General features: G+C 67.2%; 19 protein-coding genes, 1 tRNA gene and 1 rRNA gene. 14 read left to right on the top strand and 7 right to left on the bottom strand.

The genetic code is table 11. The annotated features are described in order from the left end of the window. The 5 genes from ACSYDW_RS16350 to ACSYDW_RS16370 all read left to right on the top strand — a co-directional run. Nucleotides 1-522, top strand: a 522-nt coding sequence (locus ACSYDW_RS16350; protein WP_438339796.1) for a GNAT family N-acetyltransferase, incomplete at its 5' end; no start/stop codon positions are given. Between the two features lie 160 nt (nt 523-682). After that, nucleotides 683-799 (top strand): 5S ribosomal RNA (gene rrf / locus ACSYDW_RS16355). Between the two features lie 102 nt (nt 800-901). Further along, nucleotides 902-1,387, top strand: a complete 486-nt coding sequence (locus tag ACSYDW_RS16360; RefSeq protein ID WP_438339797.1) for an SRPBCC domain-containing protein — start codon at nt 902-904, stop codon at nt 1,385-1,387. 71 nt (nt 1,388-1,458) lie between these two features. After that, nucleotides 1,459-2,844, top strand: a complete 1,386-nt coding sequence (locus ACSYDW_RS16365) for an FAD-binding oxidoreductase (RefSeq protein ID WP_438339798.1) — start codon at nt 1,459-1,461, stop codon at nt 2,842-2,844. 70 nt (nt 2,845-2,914) lie between these two features. Continuing rightward, nucleotides 2,915-2,991: transfer RNA gene (locus tag ACSYDW_RS16370), tRNA-Pro, on the top strand. 90 nt (nt 2,992-3,081) lie between these two features. Here ACSYDW_RS16370 and ACSYDW_RS16375 read toward each other — a convergent pair. Next, a complete protein-coding gene (locus tag ACSYDW_RS16375) occupies nt 3,082-3,450 on the bottom strand; it encodes a hypothetical protein (protein WP_438339799.1) in 369 nt (122 codons plus the stop codon). Between the two features lie 174 nt (nt 3,451-3,624). After that, nucleotides 3,625-4,659, bottom strand: coding sequence for an ABC transporter substrate-binding protein (locus tag ACSYDW_RS16380; protein ID WP_438339800.1), 1,035 nt, complete (start codon nt 4,657-4,659; stop codon nt 3,625-3,627). Between the two features lie 114 nt (nt 4,660-4,773). On the opposite strand from ACSYDW_RS16380, the gene ACSYDW_RS16385 reads away from it, so the two are divergent. Both ACSYDW_RS16385 and ACSYDW_RS16390 read left to right on the top strand, forming a co-directional pair. After that, nucleotides 4,774-5,892, top strand: a complete 1,119-nt coding sequence (locus ACSYDW_RS16385) for an iron chelate uptake ABC transporter family permease subunit (RefSeq protein WP_438339801.1) — start codon at nt 4,774-4,776, stop codon at nt 5,890-5,892. Then, a complete protein-coding gene (locus ACSYDW_RS16390) occupies nt 5,889-6,968 on the top strand; it encodes a FecCD family ABC transporter permease (protein WP_438339802.1) in 1,080 nt (359 codons plus the stop codon). Before ACSYDW_RS16385 ends, ACSYDW_RS16390 begins: the two co-directional genes overlap by 4 nt. 31 nt (nt 6,969-6,999) lie before the next feature. Here ACSYDW_RS16390 and ACSYDW_RS16395 read toward each other — a convergent pair whose 3' ends face one another. Both ACSYDW_RS16395 and ACSYDW_RS16400 read right to left on the bottom strand, forming a co-directional pair. Further along, nucleotides 7,000-7,626, bottom strand: coding sequence for a response regulator (locus tag ACSYDW_RS16395; RefSeq protein WP_438339803.1), 627 nt, complete (start codon nt 7,624-7,626; stop codon nt 7,000-7,002). Further along, nucleotides 7,623-8,846 carry a sensor histidine kinase gene (locus ACSYDW_RS16400; protein ID WP_438339804.1) on the bottom strand — a complete coding sequence of 408 codons (1,224 nt, stop codon included), beginning with the start codon at nt 8,844-8,846 and terminating at the stop codon, nt 7,623-7,625. The genes ACSYDW_RS16395 and ACSYDW_RS16400 overlap by 4 nt, the downstream gene beginning before the upstream one ends. Before the next feature lie 153 nt (nt 8,847-8,999). Between ACSYDW_RS16400 and ACSYDW_RS16405 the strand changes: the two genes are divergently transcribed. The 3 genes from ACSYDW_RS16405 (at nt 9,000) to ACSYDW_RS16415 (ending at nt 12,607) form a co-directional block, all read left to right on the top strand. After that, a complete protein-coding gene (locus ACSYDW_RS16405) occupies nt 9,000-10,028 on the top strand; it encodes an SMP-30/gluconolactonase/LRE family protein (protein ID WP_438339805.1) in 1,029 nt (342 codons plus the stop codon). Nucleotides 10,029-10,434: 406 nt separating this feature from the next. Then, entirely contained in the window at nt 10,435-11,001 is a 567-nt protein-coding gene (locus ACSYDW_RS16410; protein ID WP_438339806.1) for a hypothetical protein, read from the top strand. A gap of 1,027 nt (nt 11,002-12,028) precedes the next feature. After that, nucleotides 12,029-12,607: a recombinase family protein gene (locus ACSYDW_RS16415; RefSeq protein ID WP_438339807.1), complete on the top strand. Its 579-nt coding sequence runs from the start codon at nt 12,029-12,031 to the stop codon at nt 12,605-12,607. Between the two features lie 463 nt (nt 12,608-13,070). Here ACSYDW_RS16415 and ACSYDW_RS16420 read toward each other — a convergent pair whose 3' ends face one another. Both ACSYDW_RS16420 and ACSYDW_RS16425 read right to left on the bottom strand, forming a co-directional pair. Next, nucleotides 13,071-14,111, bottom strand: a complete 1,041-nt coding sequence (locus ACSYDW_RS16420) for a LacI family DNA-binding transcriptional regulator (RefSeq protein ID WP_438339808.1) — start codon at nt 14,109-14,111, stop codon at nt 13,071-13,073. Between the two features lie 73 nt (nt 14,112-14,184). After that, nucleotides 14,185-15,939 carry a glycoside hydrolase family 13 protein gene (locus ACSYDW_RS16425; RefSeq protein ID WP_438339809.1) on the bottom strand — a complete coding sequence of 585 codons (1,755 nt, stop codon included), beginning with the start codon at nt 15,937-15,939 and terminating at the stop codon, nt 14,185-14,187. A 332-nt stretch (nt 15,940-16,271) separates the two neighbouring features. Between ACSYDW_RS16425 and ACSYDW_RS16430 the strand changes: the two genes are divergently transcribed. From ACSYDW_RS16430 to ACSYDW_RS16445, 4 genes are all read left to right on the top strand, one after another. Further along, complete coding sequence (locus tag ACSYDW_RS16430) at nt 16,272-17,591, top strand: sugar ABC transporter substrate-binding protein (RefSeq protein ID WP_438339810.1); 1,320 nt, start codon at nt 16,272-16,274, stop codon at nt 17,589-17,591. Between the two features lie 125 nt (nt 17,592-17,716). After that, nucleotides 17,717-19,330 (top strand): ABC transporter permease subunit, encoded by a 1,614-nt coding sequence (locus ACSYDW_RS16435; RefSeq protein WP_438339811.1) that lies wholly within the window; start codon nt 17,717-17,719, stop codon nt 19,328-19,330. Continuing rightward, entirely contained in the window at nt 19,330-20,238 is a 909-nt protein-coding gene (locus ACSYDW_RS16440) for a sugar ABC transporter permease (RefSeq protein WP_438339812.1), read from the top strand. Before ACSYDW_RS16435 ends, ACSYDW_RS16440 begins: the two co-directional genes overlap by 1 nt. Before the next feature lie 64 nt (nt 20,239-20,302). Next, nucleotides 20,303-22,195 (top strand): glycoside hydrolase family 13 protein, encoded by a 1,893-nt coding sequence (locus tag ACSYDW_RS16445; protein ID WP_438339813.1) that lies wholly within the window; start codon nt 20,303-20,305, stop codon nt 22,193-22,195. Here the strand turns inward: ACSYDW_RS16445 and ACSYDW_RS16450 are convergent. Beyond that, a complete protein-coding gene (locus ACSYDW_RS16450; protein ID WP_438339814.1) occupies nt 22,192-22,458 on the bottom strand; it encodes a hypothetical protein in 267 nt (88 codons plus the stop codon). The genes ACSYDW_RS16445 and ACSYDW_RS16450 overlap by 4 nt on opposite strands. Nucleotides 22,459-22,480 lie beyond the last annotated feature (22 nt).

The following is a 22,480-nucleotide window of genomic DNA, read 5'->3' on the forward strand; positions in this document are numbered from 1 at the left end:
AACACCGGGGGCAGATTCGCCCGGCTGCCCCTTTGCTGGCATTCTGTAGCCATGGCAATAGAACTCACACCAATGCCCGTTTCCGAGATGCCGGCGTGGTTGGATGCGATCAAGGCGGAGTACGTCGAAAGCCGCAGGCTGGCCGGCGAATCCAGGGAAGAAGCCCAATCCAATGCCGATGCCAGCTTCGCAAGGTTCTTCCCCGATGGCCTGCCCATTGACGGTCATCTGGTGTTCCAGGCGCACCACGAGACTGAAGACGACAGCGTCGGATACCTTTGGATAGGGCCGCAGATGGATTCCAGCCCGGACAAGTGGTGGGTGTGGGACATCGAAATATACAAGCCGCACCAACGCAATGGGTACGGTCGAGAAACGATGCTCCTGGCGGAGCGGACCGCGAAGGCGTGTGGCGCGAGTGAGCTCGGCCTGAACGTCTTCGGGTACAACACTTCGGCGAGGGCCCTCTATGAGTCGCTGGGCTACGAACCGACGTCCATCCGCATGGCGAAGGCGCTCTGAATCGGGGTCAGTGCCAGTGTCGGGAATCACGGCGTGAATGGCTGCCCCGATTCGACCCGCCTCGAAATATGGGCTATAGTTTTATACGAAGAACCACAGCATTAGTTGTGACTCACCAAAGCTACCGGCAGCCTGAACAAGGAATGTTTGGTAATAGAGTTACGGCGGTCATAGCGTGGGGGAAACGCCCGGTCCCATACCGAACCCGGAAGCTAAGACCCACAGCGCCGATGGTACTGCACTCGGGAGGGTGTGGGAGAGTAGGACACCGCCGGACATAATTGTCCCGAAACCCCCAAGCCACAGACTTGGGGGTTTCGATGTTTAACGCCCGTTTGGTCCCTGTGCCCGCCTCGGGGCCACCGGCTACTGTTGAGTCATGGACGGACTCTTTTCCCACGCTGCATCATCCGGTGACGACTTTGAAGAGTCGGCGCCGCTCCCGGAACTCATTCATACCGTTTCGGTCCCGGTGCCCATCGACCAGGCGTTCGAGGGATTCACGGACTACATCCACCTCTGGTGGCCGGTCAACGTCTACTCCCACTTTGGTCCGGGGAGCCACGTCTCGTTTTCGCAGGGGCAGCTCCTGGAAGAATCCGAGGAGGGCGAACAACACCTGTGGGGAGATGTCGTCGACCTCGACGTGCCGACACGCATCGTCCTGGATTTCAGCCTGGGCATGGAGAGCGCCCCGCCGACGAAGCTCGCATTCGAATTTGCGGATTCGGGGACCGGCACCGCCGTCACGGTTCGGCACGGCGGGTGGGCACGGGGGAGCGCAGGCGAGGCGCAATATGCCCGGTATGCGCGCTGGCCCGAAGTCATTGCGTACTATGCTCGCTTCATGGGCGCTCACAGCTGACCTCATCGTGGTCGGTCAGGTTCGGGCGTTCGGTAAGAACGAGATCCACCGACGACTAACGAGGGGCTGACATGGGCCTGGCACGCACCGATGAAACTTTGATTGACGACCTGATCCGCGAAGTGGGTTCGGGGTCCGTGTCCACGGACCCCGAGATCCTTGTGGCAAACAGCCACGATTTCGGCAAGCTCACTGCCGATTACCAACTGCCGCTGGCCGTGGTCTTCGCCGAGCGCGTGGAAGACGTCCAGGCGGCCCTGCGCCTGGCTTCCGCGGCCGGAGTCGGTGTGGTGCCCCGCGGGGCCGGTACGGGCGTCTCAGGGGGCGCCAACACCATCTCACGGTGCATCGTGCTCTCCCTCGAACGCATGAACCGGATCCTGGAGATCCGGGCGGACGACGAGGTCGCCGTCGTGGAGCCCGGCGTCGTGAATGCGGATCTCAACAACGCCGTGGCCAAGCACGGGCTGATGTATGCGCCGGACCCGGCCAGCTACCAGCAGTCGACGATCGGCGGGAACGTCGCGACGAATGCCGGAGGGCTGCGCTGCGCCAAGTACGGCGTCACCACCGACTCCGTCCTGGGGCTGGAGGTGGTGCTTGCCGACGGGACGCTGGTCTCCACCGGGCGCAACACCTTCAAGGGGGTGGCCGGATACGACCTGACCTCGCTGCTGGTGGGTTCCGAGGGGACGCTGGGCATCGTGGTTTCCGTGACGGTTCGCCTGCGCTACCTCAGTGAGAAGTCCTGCTCGATCGCCGCGGTGTTCACCGACGTGGCCCAGGCGGCCGCGGGCGTGGTGGCGATCGCCAGGGTGCGCGTGCAGCCGGCCATCCTGGAGCTGCTGGACAACGGGACGCTGCGCGTCCTGGATGCGATGTACGGGTCGGACCTGAGCGCGCGCGGCGGGGCGCTGCTGTTGGTGCGCACCGACGGCCACGGGGCAGAGATCGAAGCGGCAGTCGTCCGCTCCGCGCTGGAGAACCTGGGCGCCCAGGTGAGTGCAGAGGGCGACGAGCAGGCCGTCAAGCTCATCGAGATGCGGCGTGCCAGCCGCGGCGACGGGCAGGATGACCAGTACCGGGTGGGGGAGGACGTTGCGGTGCCGCGATCGGCCATGGTCGAGTTCATGCGCACGCTCAGCCAGATCGCCTCGCGCCACAGGGTGATGGTGCGCATCGTGGCCCACGCCGGCGACGGCAACCTGCACCCGACCTTCTGGGTGGACCCCGAGGACGGGCCCGCCGGCGTCGGCCGCTTGGAGGCCGCCCTGGAGGAATCGGTCCGCGAGGCCCTGGCCGTCGGTGGGACCATCACGGGCGAGCATGGCGTCGGAACCGTGAAGCGCGAGTGGCTGGGCTGGGAACAGTCGCCCGAAATCGTGGAATTGCAGCGGAAAATCAAGGATGTTTTCGACCCGCAGGGCATCCTGAACCCGGGCAAGGCCATCGTCTGAAACCGCGAATGGACCTCGATTAGGTGTTCGCGGGAAAAGTGGGTAAACTATTTTCTCGTTGGTAAAACACCGGGATATGGCGCAGCTTGGTAGCGCGCGTCGTTCGGGACGACGAGGTCGCAGGTTCAAATCCTGTTATCCCGACCAATGTGAGCCCCGCAAGAGACTTCGGTTTCTTGCGGGGCTCGTCCCATTTAACTGCCCGTTTCGGCCGGGAGCCACCCGGGGCCCCGAGGGTCAGTCGCCGAACAGGTCCACGTCGCCGCGCCACCCGATGCCGGGCCATCGTGTGGTGATCTCCCGGAGCTCGGGAGCATCCAACCGGATCCCGGGCGGACCGGGTTCCGCAATGTCGCAGACCGCGATGTCCAGTGCCACGGTTTCAACGGTTGCGTTCGACGATGCGGCAATGGCGTTGTCGATGTCGCGGATGGTGCCCTCGGGCGGAAAGCCGTTGGATTCAACCACCAGGGCGATGATCCGGGGCGCCCGCGACACCACGAAGATCTCCACGGGGTCGGTGAACAGCTGCGACTTCAACCCGGCCATGAGTTCGAGCCGAAATTCCTCCAGCCACGGGGGCGACGGCGTTTTCTGTGGGGTCATGGTGGGGATCCTACCGGTGGAACGATCCTGCAGGGGCCATGCACGGCGTGGCGAGGCCGCATGCGCCAGGCCGTCCCCAGCGTTGTCCATCGGCCTGTCTGGGTGGTTAAACGACTGTGGGACCCGGCAAGGCCGGGTCCCACAGCTGCAGCAAGGTTTGTTGCGGCGAAGTGGCTACTTCACCAGGTAGGTGCGCAGGTCGTCCAGGACGAGCGAGGCGCCGGTCGGGCCGAGGCCCAGGAACCAGACGTCGTCGTTCACACGCTGCACGTTGCCGGCCTTGACGGCCTCCAGCTTGTTCCAGATCGGGCCCTCGAGCGCGGTCTTCTCGCCGGTCGCCTCGGGGGTGCCGTAGGAGGTGTAGAAGATCCAGTCCGAGTCGGCCTCGGCAAGGTTCTCCGGGGAGATCTCGACGGCCAGGTCCTCGATGTCCTGGTTCGCCGGGCGCGAGAGGCCGGCGTCCTTGAGGATGACGCCGATCAGCGAGGCGTTGCCGTAGAGGCGGATCTTCTCCGGAAGGAAGCGCAGCAGCGAGATCTTCGGGTCGCCCGGGACGTCCTTGCCCAGTGCTGTGGCCTTGTCCTGGTAGGCGTTGAGCACGTCGACGGCCTTGGTTTCCTCGCCGAGCGCCGAGGCGGCCAGGCGGAAGTTTTCCTTCCACGGGAAGCCCGGGCGGATCGAGAAGACGGTCGGAGCGATCTGCGAGAGCTGCGGGTAGAGCTTGTCCGCGCGCAGCTGGGAGCCGATGATCAGGTCCGGCTTCAGGGCCGCGATGGCCTCGACGTTCAGTTCCTGGATGGTGCCCACGGTCTTGGCGTCCTTGACGGACTCGGCCAGGTAGCTGGGGATCGAGTTTGCGCCCTCGGTGGAGGGGATGCCGACGGGGGTGATGCCCAGGGACAGCACGGCGTCGAGCTCGCCGGTGTCCAGGACTACGACGCGCTCGGGCTTCTTGGCGATCTCGGTCTGTCCGTTGGCGTGGGTGAGCGTGCGCGGGAAGACGCCCGGGGCGACGTTGGCGCCGAACTTTGCGGTTTCCTCGTCGGCGGTGGAGAATCGTTCGCCGCCCACCGCGACGTCCTTGTTGCCGGCGGCCGTGTCGGCGGAGCCGTTGGCGCCGCATCCGGCGGTGAGGGCGATCAGGAGCAGGGCGGCGGTGGCCTTGACCGCACCGAAGCGGGTCTGGCGTAGGGAAGAAGTCAATTTCACCACGTAAATGTATCCTATTACTCTTGCCGTGGCCTAAGCGGGTGGCGGCGGCCGTGACACCGCACCGGGGCGGCGCGGTAGTGTGGAACGGTTCGAAGCTAAGGAGGATGATTCGTGGCAGGCCCCACCTCCGCTGCGGCGAACCCCAAAAACACCCAAGACAGCCCCGGCATGGCAGGCGCACAAGGCGCTTCCGCGCGGGAAACGGCGACCGGCGCGCCGCCGCACGAGGGAGCGCGCGCCCACCTTCGGCGTGCGTCCCTGTTGGGGGTGTTCGTGGCGGTGCTGGTGCTGCTGGCGCTGGCCTCCCTGGCCGTGGGTTCCAAGCACATCGACCTGCAGACGGTGCTCGATGCGCTGCTGCGCCCCGACGATTCCGCCGACCACGCGATCATCCGCGAATCCCGCGTGCCGCGCGCGATCCTGGGCGTGCTGGCCGGAAGCGCACTGGGAATCGCCGGGGCGCTGGTCCAGTCGATGACCCGCAACGCGCTGGCGGAGCCCGGCATCCTGGGCGTCAACGCCGGTGCCTCGCTGGCGATAGTGGTCGCCGTGGGAACCTTCGGCGTCAACGGCTTCGGCGGCTACGTGTGGTTCGCCTTCGGCGGGGCGGTGCTGGCGACGGGCGCCGTGTACCTGGTGGGCATGGCCGGGGCGCGCTCCAGCGACCCCGTGCGGCTGGTGCTGGCCGGCGTGGCGCTGGGCGCCGTGCTCTCCGGGATCGGCACGGCCCTGGCACTTGTCCACCCGGCTGCGTTCGACCAATTGCGGGCCTGGACCGTCGGCTCGCTCGAGGGACGCTCCACGGACGTGCTGGCACCCCTGGCGCTCGCCGTGCTGGTGGGCGTGGTGCTGGCCGCCTTCACCGGACGCTCGCTCAACGCCCTGGCGCTCGGGGACGACACCGCCCTGGCCCTGGGCTACAAGGTGGGCAGGGCGCGCGTGCTGATCCTGCTGGCCGTTACGGTGCTGGCGGGGGCCGCCACCGCGGCCGTCGGCGCCATCAGCTTCCTGGGCCTCATGGCACCGCACCTGGCCCGGCGGTTCTCCGGGCCCGACGCCCGCTGGATGCTGGCTTTCACCGCGGTGCTGGCCCCGATCATCTTGCTGCTGGCCGACGTGCTGGGCCGGGTGGCCATCCCCGGGGAGCTCGAGGCCGGGGTGGTCTGCGCGTTCGTCGGCGCCCCCGTGCTGGTCATGCTGGCCCGTCGCCGGAAGCCGGTGGCCGTATGAGCGTCGAACCGGGAACAGCGCCTGGCACCCGGGAGCCGGACGCACCCGCAACCGACGCTTCAGGTCGCGCCCCGCGGCGCCCCCGGCGCGGCGGGCGCGAGGCCCTGCTCTGCCTGGTGCTGGCGGGACTCGCCGTGCTGGTGGCCCTGCTGGTGATCGGCAGCGGCGACTACCCGTTGGGCCCCGGGCAGGTCCTGAAGGTGCTCTTCGGCGGCGGGGAGGGCCTGGAGAACACCATCGTCTTCCAGTGGCGCGCCCCGCGTGCCGTGGCGGCCCTGGTCTTCGGTGCCGCGCTGGGGGTGGCCGGCGCGGTGTTCCAGTCGCTGACCCGCAACCCGCTGGGTTCCCCGGACGTCATAGGTTTTTCCACCGGCGCCTACACCGGTGCGCTGTTGGCCCTGATGCTGGCCGGCGGCAGCTTCGCAGCGACCTCGATCGGAGCGCTCGCCGGGGGCCTGCTCACGGCGCTGGCCGTGTACCTGCTGGCCTGGCGGCGCGGTTCGCACGGGTTCCGGCTGATCCTGGTGGGCATCGGCATCTCCGCCATGCTCGCCGCGGCGAACCAGTGGCTGGTGCTGCGCGCCGAGATCGAGGTGGCCATGGCCGCTGCGGTCTGGGGTGCCGGCAGCCTCAACGGGGTCGGCTGGTCCACCATCCTGCCTGCGACGCTCGTGATCCTCCCGGTGCTGGCGCTGACCCTGGCCGGCGGGAACCGGCTGCACATGCTGGAGATGGGCGACGACGCGGCAACTGCCCTGGGCGTTCCGGTGGAGCGGACCCGGCTGGGCATGATCGTGCTGGCGGTGCTGCTGACGGCGGCCACCACCGCGATCGCGGGGCCCATCGCCTTCGTCGCCCTGGTGGCGCCGCAGCTGGCCAAGCGGCTGGTCAAGGGGGCGGGCATGCGGCTGGCTCCGGCGGCCTGCATGGGCGCGCTGCTGCTGGTGCTCAGCGACCTGGTGGCGCAGCGGCTCTTCGCCCCGGTGCAGCTGCCCGTGGGCGTGGTGACGGTGAGCATCGGCGGCGTCTACCTGATCTGGCTGCTGGCGCGCGAGGGCAGGGCCCGCGGGCGGTAGCTGCGGGCCCGGCCGGGCACACCCCGGGACCTCAGGTGCGGATGATGCGCCGTTCGATGGCCGCGGCCACGGCCCCGGCGCGGGTGTCCACGCCGAGCTTCGTGTACACGTGGGCCAGGTGGGACTTCACGGTGCCCTCGGAGACGAAGAGCTCCCGGGCGATCTCCTTGTTCCCCAACCCCCGGGCCAGCAGGTCAAGCACCTGGACCTCGCGCCCGGTGATTCCGGCCCCCTGGCCGGAGGTGCGCCGGACCAGGGCGGCGGCCACGGAGGGGGCCAGCACGGTTTCCCCGCGCGCCGTGGCGCGGATGCCGGCAAAGAGCTCCGGCGGCGGGGCGTCCTTGAGCAGGTAGCCGCGCGCCCCGGCCTGCAGCGCGCGCACGATGTCCGCCTCCGTGTCGTAGGTGGTGAGCACCAGCACCTCGGGCGGGTGTTCGAGCCCGCGCAGGGCCGTGGTGATCGCGATGCCGCCGGGGGATTCCGCGCCCAGGTGCAGGTCCATCAGGGTGACGTCCGGCGCGAACTGCCGGGCGGCGGCCACCGCGTCATCGAGCGTGCCTGCCTCGGCCACCACCTCGAGGTCCTCCTGCGCCGCGATGAGTGCACGCAATCCGGCGCGGACCACGGGGTGGTCGTCGACAAGCAGCAGCCTGATCATGAATCCTCCAGGGTAAAGCGGACCGAAACGGTGGTGCCCTCGCCGGGCGTCGAATCCAGTTCGAAGGTGCCGCCCAGCGCCAGGGCGCGTTCGCGGATGCCCCGCAGCCCGTGCCCGCGCAGCGTGGCGGTGGCCGCGGCGCCGGGGTCGCAGCCGATCCCGTCGTCGCGGATGTCCAGCAGGACCTCATCGTCGTTGCAGGTGAGCGTCACCGCCACCCGGGTGGCCCGTGCGTGCTCGCGCACGTTCGCCAGGGCACCGCGTGTGGTGAAGACCAGGGCCTCGGCGATCTCCGCGGGCAGCTCCGGGGCGCTCCCGAAGGAGTGGAATTCGACGGGCATGCCCGGGACCGTGGCGGTGATCGCGTGGCGCAGGCGTTCGTCGAGCGATTGCTGGCCCGCAACCCGCACGGGACCCGGGCCAGGTTCCGCTTCGTCCCCGGCGGGCGGGCCGGCGAAGTCGCGCACCAGGCGGCGGATCGAATCCAGGCCCTCGCGGGCCGAGGCCGCTGCCATTGACACGTTTTCGCGGGCCTCCGCGGGCCGGGTATCCCACGACTGCCCGGCGGCCTGGAGCAGCAGGTTGATGCTGGAGAGGTCCTGGCCCACCGAGTCGTGGATGTCGCGGGAGAGCCGGGCCCGCTCGGTGAGCGCCCCGGCGCGGCGTTCGGCGCGGACCAGCCCCTCCTGGGCAGCGGTGAGCTCCTGCAGCAGCACTTCCCGCTCGCGCGACTGCCGGGCGAGCGCGCGCACGGACATGACCGTGACCACCGCGATCCCCAGCGGTCCCACCACGAGCGTCGGGTCGAAGTCGGCGCCGATGCGCGCCCACGACAGGGCGATGGCGAGCATCATCGCCGCGAGCGTCGCCATGGCCCAGGGTTCGGGAAGCACGCTGAGCACCGAGAAGGCCACGGGCACCGCGCACCAGGCGAAGGACGGCGCGGCAAGGGTCAGCGCGCCCCAGAGCAGCACCAGGGAAGCCGTCCACGCCACGAGCCAGCCCATGCGCTCGCGCGCCAGCGGCCGCACGGCGTAGAGCACCATGAGGGTCGCGGCCCCGAACATGATCGGGACGGCGTTGTCTTCCAGGCCGTGCCGTTCCAGGTAGCGCCAGGTGCTGGTGGCCACGAGCGCGAACAACACCAGGTGCAGCCAGGGCGCCAGGAGCGTGGCGGGGGCCAGGATGCCGCGCATGCCGTGTTCTGCGTGTGTACTCATGATTCCCTCCAGCCTACGGCGGGGACGCCGGCGCCGGCATCATCCGATCGGCCAGTGCCTGCTGCCCTCCTGCCGGATGCCGCGCCCGGGTGCCCGCGGGAAAACTTGTGGGTGGACGACGAAAAACCACCACCACGTACACCGGGAGTGCACATGACGAAGAAAACCACCAGGCTGCTGGCCTCCACGCTGCTTGCCTCAACGATCGCCGCCTCCGCGGTCCTGGCCGGCGGGATCGGCTCCGCCGCGCTGGCCGCCCCGGCGAACGCGGCGCCTGCCGCGGCACCGGCAGCCGACTCGCCGGACCAGCGGCGGGCGCAGACCTACACGATGTCCGGCGACGAGGGCGGCTCGAAGTTCGAGGGCATCGGCGCGGACACCCGCCGCGGCACCTTCTACGTCAGCGAGGCCACGGGCGGGGAGATCCACCGCGGGGTTTCGGGCACGCCGCGGATGGCCGAATGGCTGGGCGGCAACGGCACCGACGGGCGCTACACCGCCCGCGGCATCACCGTTGACCGCGCGGGAAACATCTACATCGCCGGCGGCCCCAACGGCATCGGCAACGACCGGCCGGACCTCTGGGTCTACAACGCCCGGGGGGAGCTGCAGGCGGCCCTGCGTGCCCCGGGCACCGACGTGTTCCTCAACGACGTCGTCATCGGCGCGGACGGCGCCGCCTACTTCACCAACTCGAATGACGCGCAGCTCTTCCGCGTGGCAAAGTCCGGCGGCACGTACAAGGCAGCCCTCTGGGCCGACGCCACCGGGACCATCGAGCGGCTGCCCGGGTTCAACCTCGGCGGCATCGAGCTGAGCCCCGACCGCTCGGGGCTCGTGGTCGCCCAGGGCAACACCGGTGTGCTGTGGCGCTTCGATGCCAGGACCCGCGAGGCCAGCCGCGTGGACACCGGCGGCGCGCTCCTGCCCAACGCTGACGGACTGCTGCTGCGCGGCAGTACCCTGGGCGTGGTCCAGAACTTCACCAAGCAGCTGACCACCCTGAAGCTGGATGCCGACGGCAGCCGGGCCCGCGTGGTGAAGCAGCAGGCCACCGACCCGCAGCGGGTGCTGACGACGATGGCGCAGCTGCGCGGCCAGACGCTGTTCGTCGACTCGAAGTTCGACGAGCAAGTCGCCTCCGGCCCCTACGAGGTCATCACCGACCCCGTGGCACGTTAGCGGTGTCGGCTGCCTGCGGCCCCGATAGGCTCCCCGCAGGGAAGCCCCCAAGGGGGCCGATCCGTCGTTCGGGGCGCTGAGGGGTCGCCGCCGAATACGAATAAAGGATCGTACGTTGGAGGCGAGTTGAGTTTGACCGCCACTGGACTGCAGCTTGCCAATGGAAGTCCCCGACACCGTTTCACACGGGAACGTCATAGAAGCATCCATCATTTGGATAGTTTGGTTCAACTGAGTCATAGGTCAGGCTGTTGAATCCTGCTGTATGGGGGATGTTTCATGCCGTGAAGGGCAACAAATATGCTTTTTGACTTGGAGTAACAATTAGAACCAATCTGCGAAAACTTTGAAACATGTGCTTTTTATCACCTAGGCTGACAAACTCCACCGACTTTCAGGAGTAGATATGCTCGCAAAACCCCGTAAGCGCACAATGCTGTTGATTCCAGCGCTTTCATTCGCTCTTATCTCGATGGCTCCGGTAGCTCATGCAGACAGTCAGCCTGTAGCAATTGAGCGCGGCGAGGATGTCACGATCCAACCGAGGGTCTGCACCGGACCCACCCCGATCTTCACCCTTGGGACAAGCAAAGTGGACAGCCGCCCTACCAACGTGAAAAGCGCATACATCACGGGTCCCGGAACGCTCACATATAACAAGAATATTTCGGCAACCGTTTCCGCTGGCACCACCACCACCGCGTCCGCCGACATCCCACTGATCGTCACAAAGGCCAACGCTTCATTTTCAAAGAGCGTCACGAATTCACGGTCTTGGTCCGATGGATTCAGCTATTCGCTGACCGTCCCTAAGGGCCAACGGCGCGCGATGCGACTGTTCCAGGCCTCTCGATCATTCACAGTCAAGAAGGAAACCTTGGTTAGCCCCTGCAGCTACAAGGTTGTTTACACTAACCAGCTGGTGAATCTCCCTCTTGCCTCACGCGATGACGAGTGGAAGCTGATTCCATGAGCGTGAAGTTGCCTCTTCATCGCCACAAAAGGTCCTTGACTTTTGCCATAGTTGCCGCGGCTTTGCTCACTGGATGCACGGCTACGGACAACGGCGTGGAGCATTCTGCAGCCGGATCTCCGACACCGCCGGCTACTCCGTCACAAACCACGGCCCCTGCGCAGAGCCCTACGACGGACTCATCGTCGAGCCCAACCGGGGAAACAGCCACCGAAACTCCTACATTTAGCCCGGACTCCATCACGATTATCAGTCAAAAAGCTGTGAGCTCTGGTGCGACAAAATCCGTGGTTCTTAAGGTCCATGCACCGGAGAATACCCGTTTTGGCATCAGTGAGGTTGGCGCCAAGACTGCCCCAATCGATTGCACTTCGAAGGTCCTCGACCCGGCGCCAGTTCTCTATGAGGTCCAATGTCCTCAACAAGGGGCAAAGCAGGAACTGTCTGCCACGATCACCTACGGAGATTTTGACTACGGGTTCAAGAAATCCTTGAAATAGATTCGCATTAAAAGGTAGGGAGGACACTGGTTTCGGTGGCCCTCCCTACCTGTTTATCGTGACAGATCATGGTGATCTGCAGTACTTGACGCAGGTTCCGCTTGATCGGTCCTTGAGGGGAAATCCCAATCGTCTGGCCAGTCGACCTCAACTTCATTAGGGTCCCAGACCTGATCGGTCATTGGCCTGTCGGCCATGGATTCGTCGTAGGGACCCAAGACATGGTCGGTGATGGCGCGTCCCCGTACGTTCTGAAGATGCTTCCACTGGTCCTTCAATCGTGTGTGGGATTTGCTCGGCTCCACCGCGGCGAAGGCTTCCTCTTGCTGGTCCGCTATTTCACGCCACAACAGAGTTGCCCGCAGGAGCGTCCCTCCACCGGACACGCTAGCCTCTGACATGCATCGTTGCGAGCGATGGCCGTCGACAGTCCCGTATAGGGTGTTCGGTGAACTGACCGGTGAACGCGCGGTCCCTATGTGCAACACCCATCTACATGTCCGGGAATCTTGGAAGGCTGTGCACACGTGTCCACGGAAGAGCAAGACCTCACCGCCCAGCGTGATGCCCTGGCGGCCCTTGGCGTTGAGCCGGAACGCATCTATGTTGATCATGGCTTTACCGGCAGGAACAAGAATCGCGCCGGACTCCGCGAAGCCCTCGCCGCGTGCAGGGCCGGAGACACATTCGTTGTCACCAAGCTCGACCGCCTGGCCCGTTCCGTTCGTGATGCTCACGAAATAGCGGACGACCTCGCCAGTCGCGAAATCAAACTCAACATCGGTGGTTCCATCCACGACCCCACCGACCCCATGGGCAAACTGCTGTTCAACGTCCTGGCGATGATCGCCGAGTTCGAAGCCGACCTCATCAGCATGCGCACCCGCGAAGGAATGAAGGTTGCCAAGGCCAACGGCCGGCTCCGAGGAAAACAGCCGAAGCTCAGCGTGAAGCAGGAAGCCCCCCTCCTCGAACTGCACGAAGCCGGAGAATACACCATGGCCGAAATGGCCGAAATGGCCGAAATCTTCTCCATCAGCCGATCCACCATTTACCGGGCCGTCGAACGCAGCCAGAGGAAGAAGCCCGGTACTAGTAGCATCTGACGTGTGGATGTCCATCGTCGGACGATGACACCAGGTCCCCCACCACCCCTGTTCCTCCTTTCCCGCTTTATCGGGAGAAGCACCGATGCCCCGTCGTTGGATCCTGTTTGCCGCCGAGCACGAAAGTCCGCTCGCGCTGCCAGATGCCGAGGATGAGGTTATTCGACAGGGCACATACAGCGAATTCGATCTGGTAGCCATCCGCCAGAAACGCAGCGAAGCGAACCGCTTAGTCTTTGCTGCGCTGTTGCAATGGATTGGCGCTCAATTCGGCATCGACCCGACCTGCTGGCCGGCGTATGAGGCACGAGAGGAAGCAGGCCCCGAGCATCTGCCCGAACTGCTCACTTGCCCCGGCGTCAAGCCATTTGGCCTTATTGGCTACCGCGAGACCCTGCCTTCGGCCCTGGAATCCGGCAATCGGCCTTGGTGCACGATTTCACTCCGATTTCTGAAGCCGCACTTAGGTCGACGGACCCTGCGAGGCGTGCCGGTGTGCCGGAGGTGCTGTGGAGGAACGCAGCACGAATTCGGTGGGGAAGAACTCAGGCGCCGCGGCGTCGGGTTCCTCCTCGCCGAGCAGTTCCATGATGCGCCGCACCGCGGCCTCACCCTGGGCATGCGGGTGCTGGGCGATGGTGGTCAGCCCGTAGAGCTCCCCGAGCTCGTGCCCGTCGATGCCGACCACGGAGAAGTCCCCGGGCACCTCCAGCCCCAGGTCCCGGGCCGCCATGATGGCGCCGAAGGCCATCTCGTCGGAGGCGCAGAGCAGCGCGGTGGGCCGCCCGCGCGGGTTGGAGAGCATGCTGCGGACCTTCTGGTAGGCCCCGGCCGTGGTGAAGTCCGCGTTCAGCAGCCACTGCTGGTTGACCTGGATGTCCGCCTGGTCCAGCGCGTACTCGAACCCGTCGAGGCGCGCCGAGGGCAGCCGGAAGTCGATGTTGAACTCGTCGGTGCCGCCCAGGAAGCCGATGTCCCGGTGCCCCAGCGAGACAAGGTGCTCGGTGGCCAGCGCGGCGATGTTGAAGTCGTCGACCCGGATGGTGTCGACCTGGGGAAGCAGGCCGCCGAGCGCCACCAACGGCTTCTTCACCTGGCGCAGCTGGTGCAGCTCCGGGTCGGTGAGTTTGAGCGTGACGGTGATGACCGCGTCGAGACGCTGGCGCATCAGCAGGTCCTGGAAGACCGCATCCCGGTGCCGCTGCTGTCCGCTGGTGTTGTAGAGCGTGAGGTCGTAGCCGCGCTCGTTGAGTTCCTGGGTGGCACCCTGCAGCACGTGGGCGTAGTACCAGCGCGACACAGTCGGCATCACGATCCCGACGTTGCGGCTGCGCCCGGAAGCCAGCGAGGAGGCGTTGTAGGAGAGCACGTAGTCAAGCTCCTTGGCCGCGCGCTGCACCGCCTGCCGGGAGGCCTCGGAGACCTTCCCGTTGCCGGAGAGCGCGCGGGAAACCGTGGCGACGGAGACGCCCGCGCGGTGGGCTACGTCCTTGATGCTGGCCATGCGCCTGTGCTCTTTCCTTTCGTGCGGCGGGCAAGCCCGGGAAGGGTGCCCCGGTGTTTCACGGGGCCGGGGGTCATGCTCTCCCGGCGGCCTTGAGCCACACCGCCGAGTTCGGGGCCAGGAGCGGGGTTCCCGCTCCGTCGCCGGCCACCACGGCGTGCGCGTCGCTTGCCACCAGGATTTCCCCTGCCGGAAGCGGCACGGGGGTCACGCCCAGGTTGGCCAGGACCAGGACCCCGGAGTTCTCGAAGCCCAGCAATTCCGGGTGTTCCGTGTTCACTAGCCAGTTTAGATTGCCCAGGCCCAGTTCGTGGCTCCGGCGCAGGGCCAGGGTCCGCCGGTAGAAGGCGAGGGTCGAGGCAGGATCGGCCTCCTGCGCCTGGCGGGAGAGCGCGGACCAGCCTTCGGGCTGCGGGAGCCAGCCCGCGCCGGCGTCGTTGAAGCCCAGTGATTCCCCGCCCATGCTCCATGGCAGCGGCACCCGGCAACCGTCGCGGCCCAGGCGCTCGCCGTGGGTGCGCGCGTAGCTGGGGTCCTGGCGCAGCGCGTGCGGCAGCGTGGTGTGGTCGCCGAGGCCCAGCTCCTCGCCCTGGTAGAGGTAGGCGCCGCCGGGCAGGCCCAGCATCATCAGCGTGGCGGCCTTGGCGCGCAGCAGGCCGAGCTCGAGGTCCGGTTGCGCGTCCTCGGGGCCCAGCCCGTCCCCGGGGCGCGCGGCGGGGGAGGGGGCTCCCAGCCGGGTGGCGTGGCGCGGGACGTCGTGGTTGGAAAGCACCCAGGTGCTGGGGGCCTGCACCGCGTCGAAGGCCTGCAGGGAGCGGGTGATGATGGCCTTCAGTGCTGCGGCGTCCCAGCCGGTGTGCAGGAAGGGGAAGTTGAAGGACTGGTGCATCTCGTCCGGGCGCACCCAGTCGGCCATGGCCTCGATCGGGTGAACGTTGGCCTCGGCGCAGAGCACGCGCTCGCCCTCGTACTCCTCGCAGACCCGGCGCCAGCGGCGGTAGACGTCATGCACCCCGGGGCGCCCGAACATCGGCGCGTCCTCGAACGGGAACCCGGGGGTCGGTGCGCCGTCGGCGGTGCCGCCCCAGTCGGGCAGGGAATTGTCCTTGATCAGTGCGTGGGCCACGTCGACGCGGAAGCCCCCGGCGCCGCGGTCAAGCCAGAAACGCAGGATGGATTCGAACTCGTCGCCGACAGCGGGGTTGTCCCAGTTGAAGTCGGGCTGGCTGGAATCGAAGAGGTGCAGGTAGTACTGGCCCGGGGCGCCGTCGGCCTCGGTGACGCGGGTCCAGGCAGAGCCGCCGAAGTGGGACTGCCAGTTGTTCGGCGGCAGCTCCCCGTGGGCGCCGCGCCCGTCGCGGAAGATGAACATCGCGCGTTCCGCCGAGCCCGGGGCCGCGGCGAGGGCGGCCTTGAAGAGTGCGTGCTCGCTGGAGCAGTGGTTGGGCACGATGTCGACGAGGATCTTCACGTCCAGGCGGTCCGCCTCGGTGATGAGGTCGTCGAAGTCGGCGAGGGTGCCGAAGAGCGGGTCGACGGCGCGGTAGTCGGAGACGTCGTAGCCGGCGTCCTTCTGCGGGGACGCGAAGAACGGGGAGAGCCAGACCGCGTCGACGCCGAGGTCCGCGATGCGGTGCAGTTCGCGGGTGATGCCCGGCAGGTCGCCGATGCCGGTGCCGGTGGTGTCACGGAAGGAGCGCGGGTAGACCTGGTAGATCACCGAACGGCGCCACCACTCGCGCCCGGCGGAGGGGGCGTGGGTGGCCGCTTCGCGGTGGTAACCCTGCAGTGGAGTGTTGCTCACGGCGAGCTCGGGAATCTGTGACATGCGCTCAATCATAACGACGCAACGCACGAAAATGGAAGCGTTTACATCTTTCAGTGAAAACGTGGAACGGCCTTCCAGTCGTGAATCTGCATGCTCCAGCCCCGTCAATTCAAGGGAGTTACTCTCGATGTAACGCTCGCGCGCAGGAAACTCCGGGGCGCATCCACCTGTCAAGGGAACGTGACCTAGACGACAGCGGTGGAAACGCTTACACTGAATCCACGACATAAGCGCCGGAGTCCATATCCGATCGAAATTTTCCACCCGGGCACCCGGGGCGAAATGCTTGAAGCGGCCAATGGTGGCAGCACGAGACTTGAAAGAGGTAGATCATGACGGGAAACACCAAACCCGCCACGCGTCTGACGCGCCGCAGCTTCACCCTCGGAGCGGTGGGAGCCATCTCCGCACTGGCCCTGACCGCCTGCGGCGGCGGCGGAACCCCTGCCGCATCCAGCGGAAGCGCCGCGGCAACGTCGGCCGCCTCCAGCGCACCGGCTACCAGCACCACGTTGACCATGTGGGTCGATGCGGAACGCTCCCCGGCATTGAAGGACATCGCGGCAAAGTTCAAGGCCGAAAAGGGCATCGACGTGAAGCTTGTCGTCAAGGACTTCGCGGCGGTGCGCGACGACTTCATCACCCAGGCGCCGACCGGCAAGGGCCCGGACATCCTCGTGGGCCCGCACGACTGGCTGGGCAAGCTCGTCCAGAACGGCGTCGTGGCCCCGATCCAGCTCGGCGACAAGGCCAAGGACTTCGCCGAAAGCTCCATCAAAGCGGTGACCTACGACGGCCAGACCTACGCGGTGCCGTACTCCATCGAGAACGTGGCCCTGATCCGGAACACCGCGCTGGTCTCGGAGACCAAGGACACCCTCACCGAGGTCGTGGCCGAGGGCAAGAAGGCGGTTGACGCGGGCAAGGCCAAGTTCCCGTTCCTCGTGGGCCTCGATCCCAAGCAGGCCGACCCGTACCACCTCTACCCGTTCCAGACCTCGATGGGTGCCCCGGTCTTCGCCCAGAATGCCGACGGTTCCTACGACGCCAGCAAGCTGACCCTGGGCAACGAGGGCGGCCAGAAGTTCGCCCAGCTGCTCGCGGACCTCGGCGACAAGGGCGAGAAGGTCTTCAACTCCAACATCACCGGCGACATCGCCAAGGAGAAGTTCCTGGCCGGGGAGTCCCCGTACTTCCTGACCGGCCCGTGGAACGTCCCGGACATCGAGAAGAAGGGCATCAAGTTCGCAGTGGACAAGCTGCCCACCACCGGGGACGACCCGGCGCTGCCGTTCATCGGCGTGAACGGCTTCTTCATCTCGGCCAAGTCGACAAACGCGCTGGCCGCCAACGAATTCGTTGTCAACTACCTTTCGCAGGTCGAAGCCCAGGACGAGCTCTTCAAGCTCGGCGGGCGCCCGCCGGCCCTGACCGCCTCCTTCGAGAAGGCGGCAAGCGACCCGGTCGTCAAGGCCTTCGGCGAAATCGGTGCCGAGGGTGTCCCGATGCCCGCGGTTCCCGCCATGGACGCCGTCTGGGCCGACTGGGGAGCCACCGAGCTGAACCTCATCAAGGGCAAGGAAAGCGACCCCGCCGCGGCCTGGACCAAGATGGCTGCCAACATTGAAAAGAAGATCGCCGGCGGCAAGTAGCCCGCCAGCCATCCTCCAGCCGCCGGCGGCGGGGCAGGCATGCCACAGGCATCCTGGCCCCGCCGCCGGCGCACCACCAACCGCCATGCACCGGCGGGAAGCGCATCACGGAAAGTTTGGATCCCATGGTCGAAGTCGATGAAAAGGTGAACGGTCAGGCCTCCGGCCGCCCCGCCCCACCCCGCAAGAAGAAGTCCCATGGGCCGGATTCCCTCGGCGGCATCCTCGCCAAGATCATCCTGCTGGGCCTTGTCGACGCCGTTGCGGCGTTCGTGCTGTTCCAGCTGGCCACCGGCGGCCAATGGCTGGTCTTCGGGATCTCCCTGGTGGCCACCGCGGTGATCAACTGGATCTACCTGCGGCGCGGCGGGCTCCCGGCCAAGTACCTGGCTCCGGGCGTTGCGTTCCTCCTGGTCTTCCAGGTGTTCGTGATGGCCTTCTCGACCTACATCGCATTCACCAACTACGGCGACGGGCACAATTCCACCAAGGAAGACGCCATCGCCTCCATCCAGCTTTCCGCCTCCGAGCGCGTCCCCGACTCCCCGCAGTACCCCACCAGCGTCCTGGAACGCGACGGCTCCTACTTCCTGCTTGTCACGACACCGGAGGGCGAGGCGAAGCTCGGCGGCACCGACCAGCCGCTGGAAACCGTCACGGCCACCGGCACCGGGCCCACGGGCGCCGCCACCGGCGTCGAGGGCTACACCACCCTCGACTTCGCGACGCTGCTGCAGCACCAGGCCGAGGTCACGGCCCTGAGTGTCCCGATCAGCGGCAACCCCGAGGACGGGGCCCTGAAGACCGCGGACGGCTCCACCTCCTACGTCTACACCCCCAAGCTGCACTACAACCAGGACACCGACACCTTCACCGACACCCAGAGCGGGGTCACCTACACCGACAACGGCCGCGGCTCCTTCGTGGCGGCGGACGGCTCGCAGCTGAACACCGGGTGGAAGGTCAACGTCGGCTTCGACAACTTCAAGCGCGCCTTCACCGACCCCAACCTCCAGGGCCCGCTGCTGCAGGTCATCCTCTGGACCTTCGTCTTCGCCATCCTGTCCGTGGCCACCACCTTCGCGCTCGGCCTCTTCCTGGCGATCACCTTCAACAAGGCGGACCTGAAGGGCCAGCGGATCTACCGCATCCTGATGATCCTGCCCTACGCCTTCCCGGCGTTCCTCTCCGGCCTCGTCTGGTCCGGCCTGCTGAACCCCGAGTTCGGGTTCATCAACAACGCGCTGCTGGGCGGGGCCGACATCCCCTGGCTGACCGACCCGTTCCTGGCGAAGGTCTCGGTGCTCCTGGTCAACCTCTGGCTCGGCTACCCCTACATGTTCCTGGTGTGCACCGGCGCCCTGCAGTCCCTGCCGGAGGAAGTCGACGAGGCCGCCCGCATGGACGGCGCCAGCGCCTGGCGGATCTTCACCTCCATCAAGCTCCCGCTGCTGCTGGTGTCCCTGGCGCCGCTGCTGATCTCCTCCTTCGCATTCAACTTCAACAACTTCAACGTGATCTACATGCTCACCGGCGGCGGGCCGCGCTTCGACGACACGACCTTCGACATCGGTTCCACCGACATCCTGATCACCATGGTCTACAAGATCGCCTTCGGCACCGGAACCGGACGCGACTACGGACTTGCCAGCGCGCTTGCCATCCTGATCTTCATCATCGTGGCAGTGATCTCTGCACTGAGCTTCAAGAAGACCAAGGCCCTGGAGGACCTGAACTGATGAGCACCTCGACAGCACCTGCAAACCTCTCCGCGCCGCGCGAGAACAAGCGCGGCCTGGGCGACTGGTTCCTGGCCAAGGGGTGGCGCCACGTGGTCGCCATCATCGCCACCGTCTTCTCCGTCTTCCCGCTGCTCTACGTGCTCTCCGCGGCGCTGAATCCCGCCGGCACCATGGCCGGGGCGAGCTCCCTGTTCAGCGAGATCGGGTTCGGGAACTTCGAGGAGCTCTTCTCCAACCAGGAACGGCCCTTCGGCCGCTGGTTCGTCAACACCCTGGTGATCGGCACCGTCACCTCGGTGGCCACGGTCTTCCTCGGGGCGCTGGCCGCCTACGCGTTCTCCCGCATGCGCTTCAAGGGCCGCCGTTTCGGGCTGCTGAGCCTGCTGCTGCTGCAGATGTTCCCGCAGCTGCTGACGGTGGTGGCGATCTTCCTGCTGCTGAACTTCCTCGGCGACATCATCCCGGCCATCGGGCTGGGCTCGCAGCTGGGGCTGATCATGGTGTACCTCGGCGGGGCACTGGGCGTGAACACCTACCTGATGTACGGCTTCTTCAACACCGTGCCGATGTCCCTCGACGAATCGGCGCGCATCGACGGGGCCAGCCACGTGCAGGTCTTCTTCAAGATCATCCTGCCGCTTGTCACCCCGATCCTCGCTGTCGTGGGCCTGCTGGCGTTCATCGGCATCTCCTCCGAGTTCGTGATCGCCTCCGTGGTGCTCACCGACCCCGAATCGCAGACCCTCGCCGTGGGCCTGTACTCCTACGTGGCGCAGCAGCGCAGCGAGAACTGGGGCGTCTTCGCCGCCGGCGCGGTCCTTGCCGCGATCCCGGTCATGGCGCTCTTCCTCTTCCTGCAGCGCTACATCACCTCCGGCCTGACGGCCGGCGGCGTCAAGGGCTAGGCGGCCCCCGCACCCCGCAGGCAACACCCACGCACCCACCCATCGGACCCCCTGGAGCACCCGCATGCTTGCCGCAGATTCCTCACTGGCCCTGGCCCCGCACCACGACGGATCCCCACTCCACGTCCGCGGGCCGCGGATCCCGCAGGTCGGAGACGAGCTGCTGGTGCGGCTGCGCGTGCCCAGGATCCCCGGGCGCACCGTCCGGGTCTGGCTGCGCAGCCTGCGCGACGGCGAGCCGCACATCGAGCCGGCGGCCCCGGCCGGGGAGGACGGCGACGTCGCCTGGTTCGAGGCGCCGCTGGCCATCATCAACCCGGTGCAGCGCTACAGGTGGTACCTGGCCTACACCGATGGGGCCGGGACCGTCGAGCACCGCTGGCTCAATGCGGCGGGCCTGCACCGCCGGGACGTGCCTGACGCTAACGACTTCAGGATGCATGCCGGACACGGGACCCCGGACTGGGTCAAGGAATCCGTCATGTACCAGGTCTTCCCCGACAGGTTCGCGAACTCCGGGGCCCCGAAGCCCGCAACCGGCTGGATGGTCGCCTGCGACTGGGACACCCCGGTGGAGGGCAGCGGCGAAAACACCAGCCGGCAGTTCTACGGCGGGGACCTGCCCGGCATCGAGGAACGCCTGGGCCACCTCGCGGAGCTCGGTGCCACGGTGCTCTACCTGACCCCGATCTTCCCCGCCGAGTCCAACCACCGCTACGACGCCTCGAGCTTCGACATGGTCGACGAGCTGCTCGGCGGCGACGCGGCACTGGTCTCCCTGGTCTCCGCCGCACACGCCCGGGGCCTGCGCGTGGTCGGGGACCTGACCACCAACCACACCGGCGCCGGGCACCATTGGTTCCTCGCCTCCCGCAACAACCCCGGCGCGCCGGAGGGGGAGTACTACTACTTCAACGAGGACCGCAGCGAGTACGTGTCCTGGCTGGGCGTGCCCTCGCTGCCGAAGCTCAACTGGAGCTCCGAGGCGCTGCGCGCACGCTTCATCCTGGACGACGACTCGGTGGCCGTGCGCTGGCTCAAGGAACCGTTCAACCTTGATGGCTGGCGCATCGACGTGGGCAACATGACGGGCCGGATGGGCACCGACGATTTGAACCACGAGGTCGCCCGGATGCTGCGCAACCGCCTGGAGGAGGTCAAGCCCGGTGCCATGCTGCTGGCCGAGTCGACCTCCGACGCGGCCCCCGACGTGCCCGGGGACGGCTGGCAGGGAGCCGTCAGCTACACCAACTTCACCCGGCCGCTCTGGCAGTTCCTGGCCAGGGACCCGGACCCGGAGGCGTTCGGCTGGTTCTTCGGGCTGCCGCAGGCGGGCCCGGCGCGCATCGATGCGGCGGACTTCGTGGCCACCCACCGCGAGTTCTCCGCCGGGTACAGCTGGGAGGTTCGGCTGGCCAACGCCAACGCCCTTGACACTCACGACACGGCACGCGCCGCCAGCCACATGATTGCCGGCGGCCAGCAGGTCGCCGCCTGCGTGCAATTCTCCTTCCCGGGGATCCCGTTGGTGTTCGCAGGGGACGAGTTCGGCCTCACGGGCTACAACGGCGAGGACTCGCGCACCCCCATGCCCTGGGACGCGCCGGAGAAATGGGGTGCGGACCTGCGCGGCCTCTACGCCGAACTGGCAGCCCTGCGCGCCGGGCACCGCGCGCTCGTTGACGGGTCGCTGCGCTTCCTCCACGCCGAGGGCGACCTGCTGGTCTACGTGCGTGAACACGCGCAGGGGTCGGTGTTGTGCGCGGTCAGCCGCGGGCCCGTGGCCCAGACGCCGCTCGGGACCGGGATCCTGCCGCCGGGCGACGCCGTGGAGCCGCTGCTCCAGGTCGGGTCGGCGCCGTGGCTGCGCGTGGATGCCGCGGGCCGGCTGCTGGTCGGAGCCGGCGGTGCCGGTGCCCTCTTCCACCAGGTGCCGGCGCCCGCCACCTGGGGCTAGGGCTTTTCGGCGGCGGCGACCCGGACCAGGCTGCGTTCGGTCGCGGCGCTTCCTGCCCCGAACACCAGGATGGCGACGAACACGGGCAGGAACCCGCCGAACCCGTCGTCCTGAGGCAGCCGGAGCTTCAGCACGGCGAACGCCGCCACCGCCACGGCGCACCAGATGGCGCCCGCGAGCCGCTTCTTCCTGCCGGGGACCCCCGCCCAGAGCGGGAGTGTGCCCGGTGCGTGTTCGCCGGTGAGGCCAAGCCACTTCAGCATCCGTGTTCCTTTCGCGCGTGGC

Origin of the sequence: Paeniglutamicibacter selenitireducens (assembly GCF_051550675.1) — a bacterium.
Taxonomy (GTDB): domain Bacteria; phylum Actinomycetota; class Actinomycetes; order Actinomycetales; family Micrococcaceae; genus Paeniglutamicibacter.

What these genes read in the sequence shown, in the direction of transcription:
- ACSYDW_RS16360 (WP_438339797.1), top strand. Translation starts at nt 902, where the DNA reads ATGGACGGACTCTTTTCCCACGCTGCATCATCCGGTGACGACTTTGAA.
- ACSYDW_RS16365 (WP_438339798.1), top strand. Translation starts at nt 1,459, where the DNA reads ATGGGCCTGGCACGCACCGATGAAACTTTGATTGACGACCTGATCCGC.
- ACSYDW_RS16375 (WP_438339799.1), bottom strand. Translation starts at nt 3,450, where the DNA reads ATGACCCCACAGAAAACGCCGTCGCCCCCGTGGCTGGAGGAATTTCGG.
- ACSYDW_RS16390 (WP_438339802.1), top strand. Translation starts at nt 5,889, where the DNA reads ATGAGCGTCGAACCGGGAACAGCGCCTGGCACCCGGGAGCCGGACGCA.
- ACSYDW_RS16395 (WP_438339803.1), bottom strand. Translation starts at nt 7,626, where the DNA reads ATGATCAGGCTGCTGCTTGTCGACGACCACCCCGTGGTCCGCGCCGGA.
- ACSYDW_RS16400 (WP_438339804.1), bottom strand. Translation starts at nt 8,846, where the DNA reads ATGAGTACACACGCAGAACACGGCATGCGCGGCATCCTGGCCCCCGCC.
- ACSYDW_RS16405 (WP_438339805.1), top strand. Translation starts at nt 9,000, where the DNA reads ATGACGAAGAAAACCACCAGGCTGCTGGCCTCCACGCTGCTTGCCTCA.
- ACSYDW_RS16410 (WP_438339806.1), top strand. Translation starts at nt 10,435, where the DNA reads ATGCTCGCAAAACCCCGTAAGCGCACAATGCTGTTGATTCCAGCGCTT.
- ACSYDW_RS16420 (WP_438339808.1), bottom strand. Translation starts at nt 14,111, where the DNA reads ATGGCCAGCATCAAGGACGTAGCCCACCGCGCGGGCGTCTCCGTCGCC.
- ACSYDW_RS16425 (WP_438339809.1), bottom strand. Translation starts at nt 15,939, where the DNA reads ATGTCACAGATTCCCGAGCTCGCCGTGAGCAACACTCCACTGCAGGGT.
- ACSYDW_RS16430 (WP_438339810.1), top strand. Translation starts at nt 16,272, where the DNA reads ATGACGGGAAACACCAAACCCGCCACGCGTCTGACGCGCCGCAGCTTC.
- ACSYDW_RS16435 (WP_438339811.1), top strand. Translation starts at nt 17,717, where the DNA reads ATGGTCGAAGTCGATGAAAAGGTGAACGGTCAGGCCTCCGGCCGCCCC.
- ACSYDW_RS16440 (WP_438339812.1), top strand. Translation starts at nt 19,330, where the DNA reads ATGAGCACCTCGACAGCACCTGCAAACCTCTCCGCGCCGCGCGAGAAC.
- ACSYDW_RS16445 (WP_438339813.1), top strand. Translation starts at nt 20,303, where the DNA reads ATGCTTGCCGCAGATTCCTCACTGGCCCTGGCCCCGCACCACGACGGA.
- ACSYDW_RS16450 (WP_438339814.1), bottom strand. Translation starts at nt 22,458, where the DNA reads ATGCTGAAGTGGCTTGGCCTCACCGGCGAACACGCACCGGGCACACTC.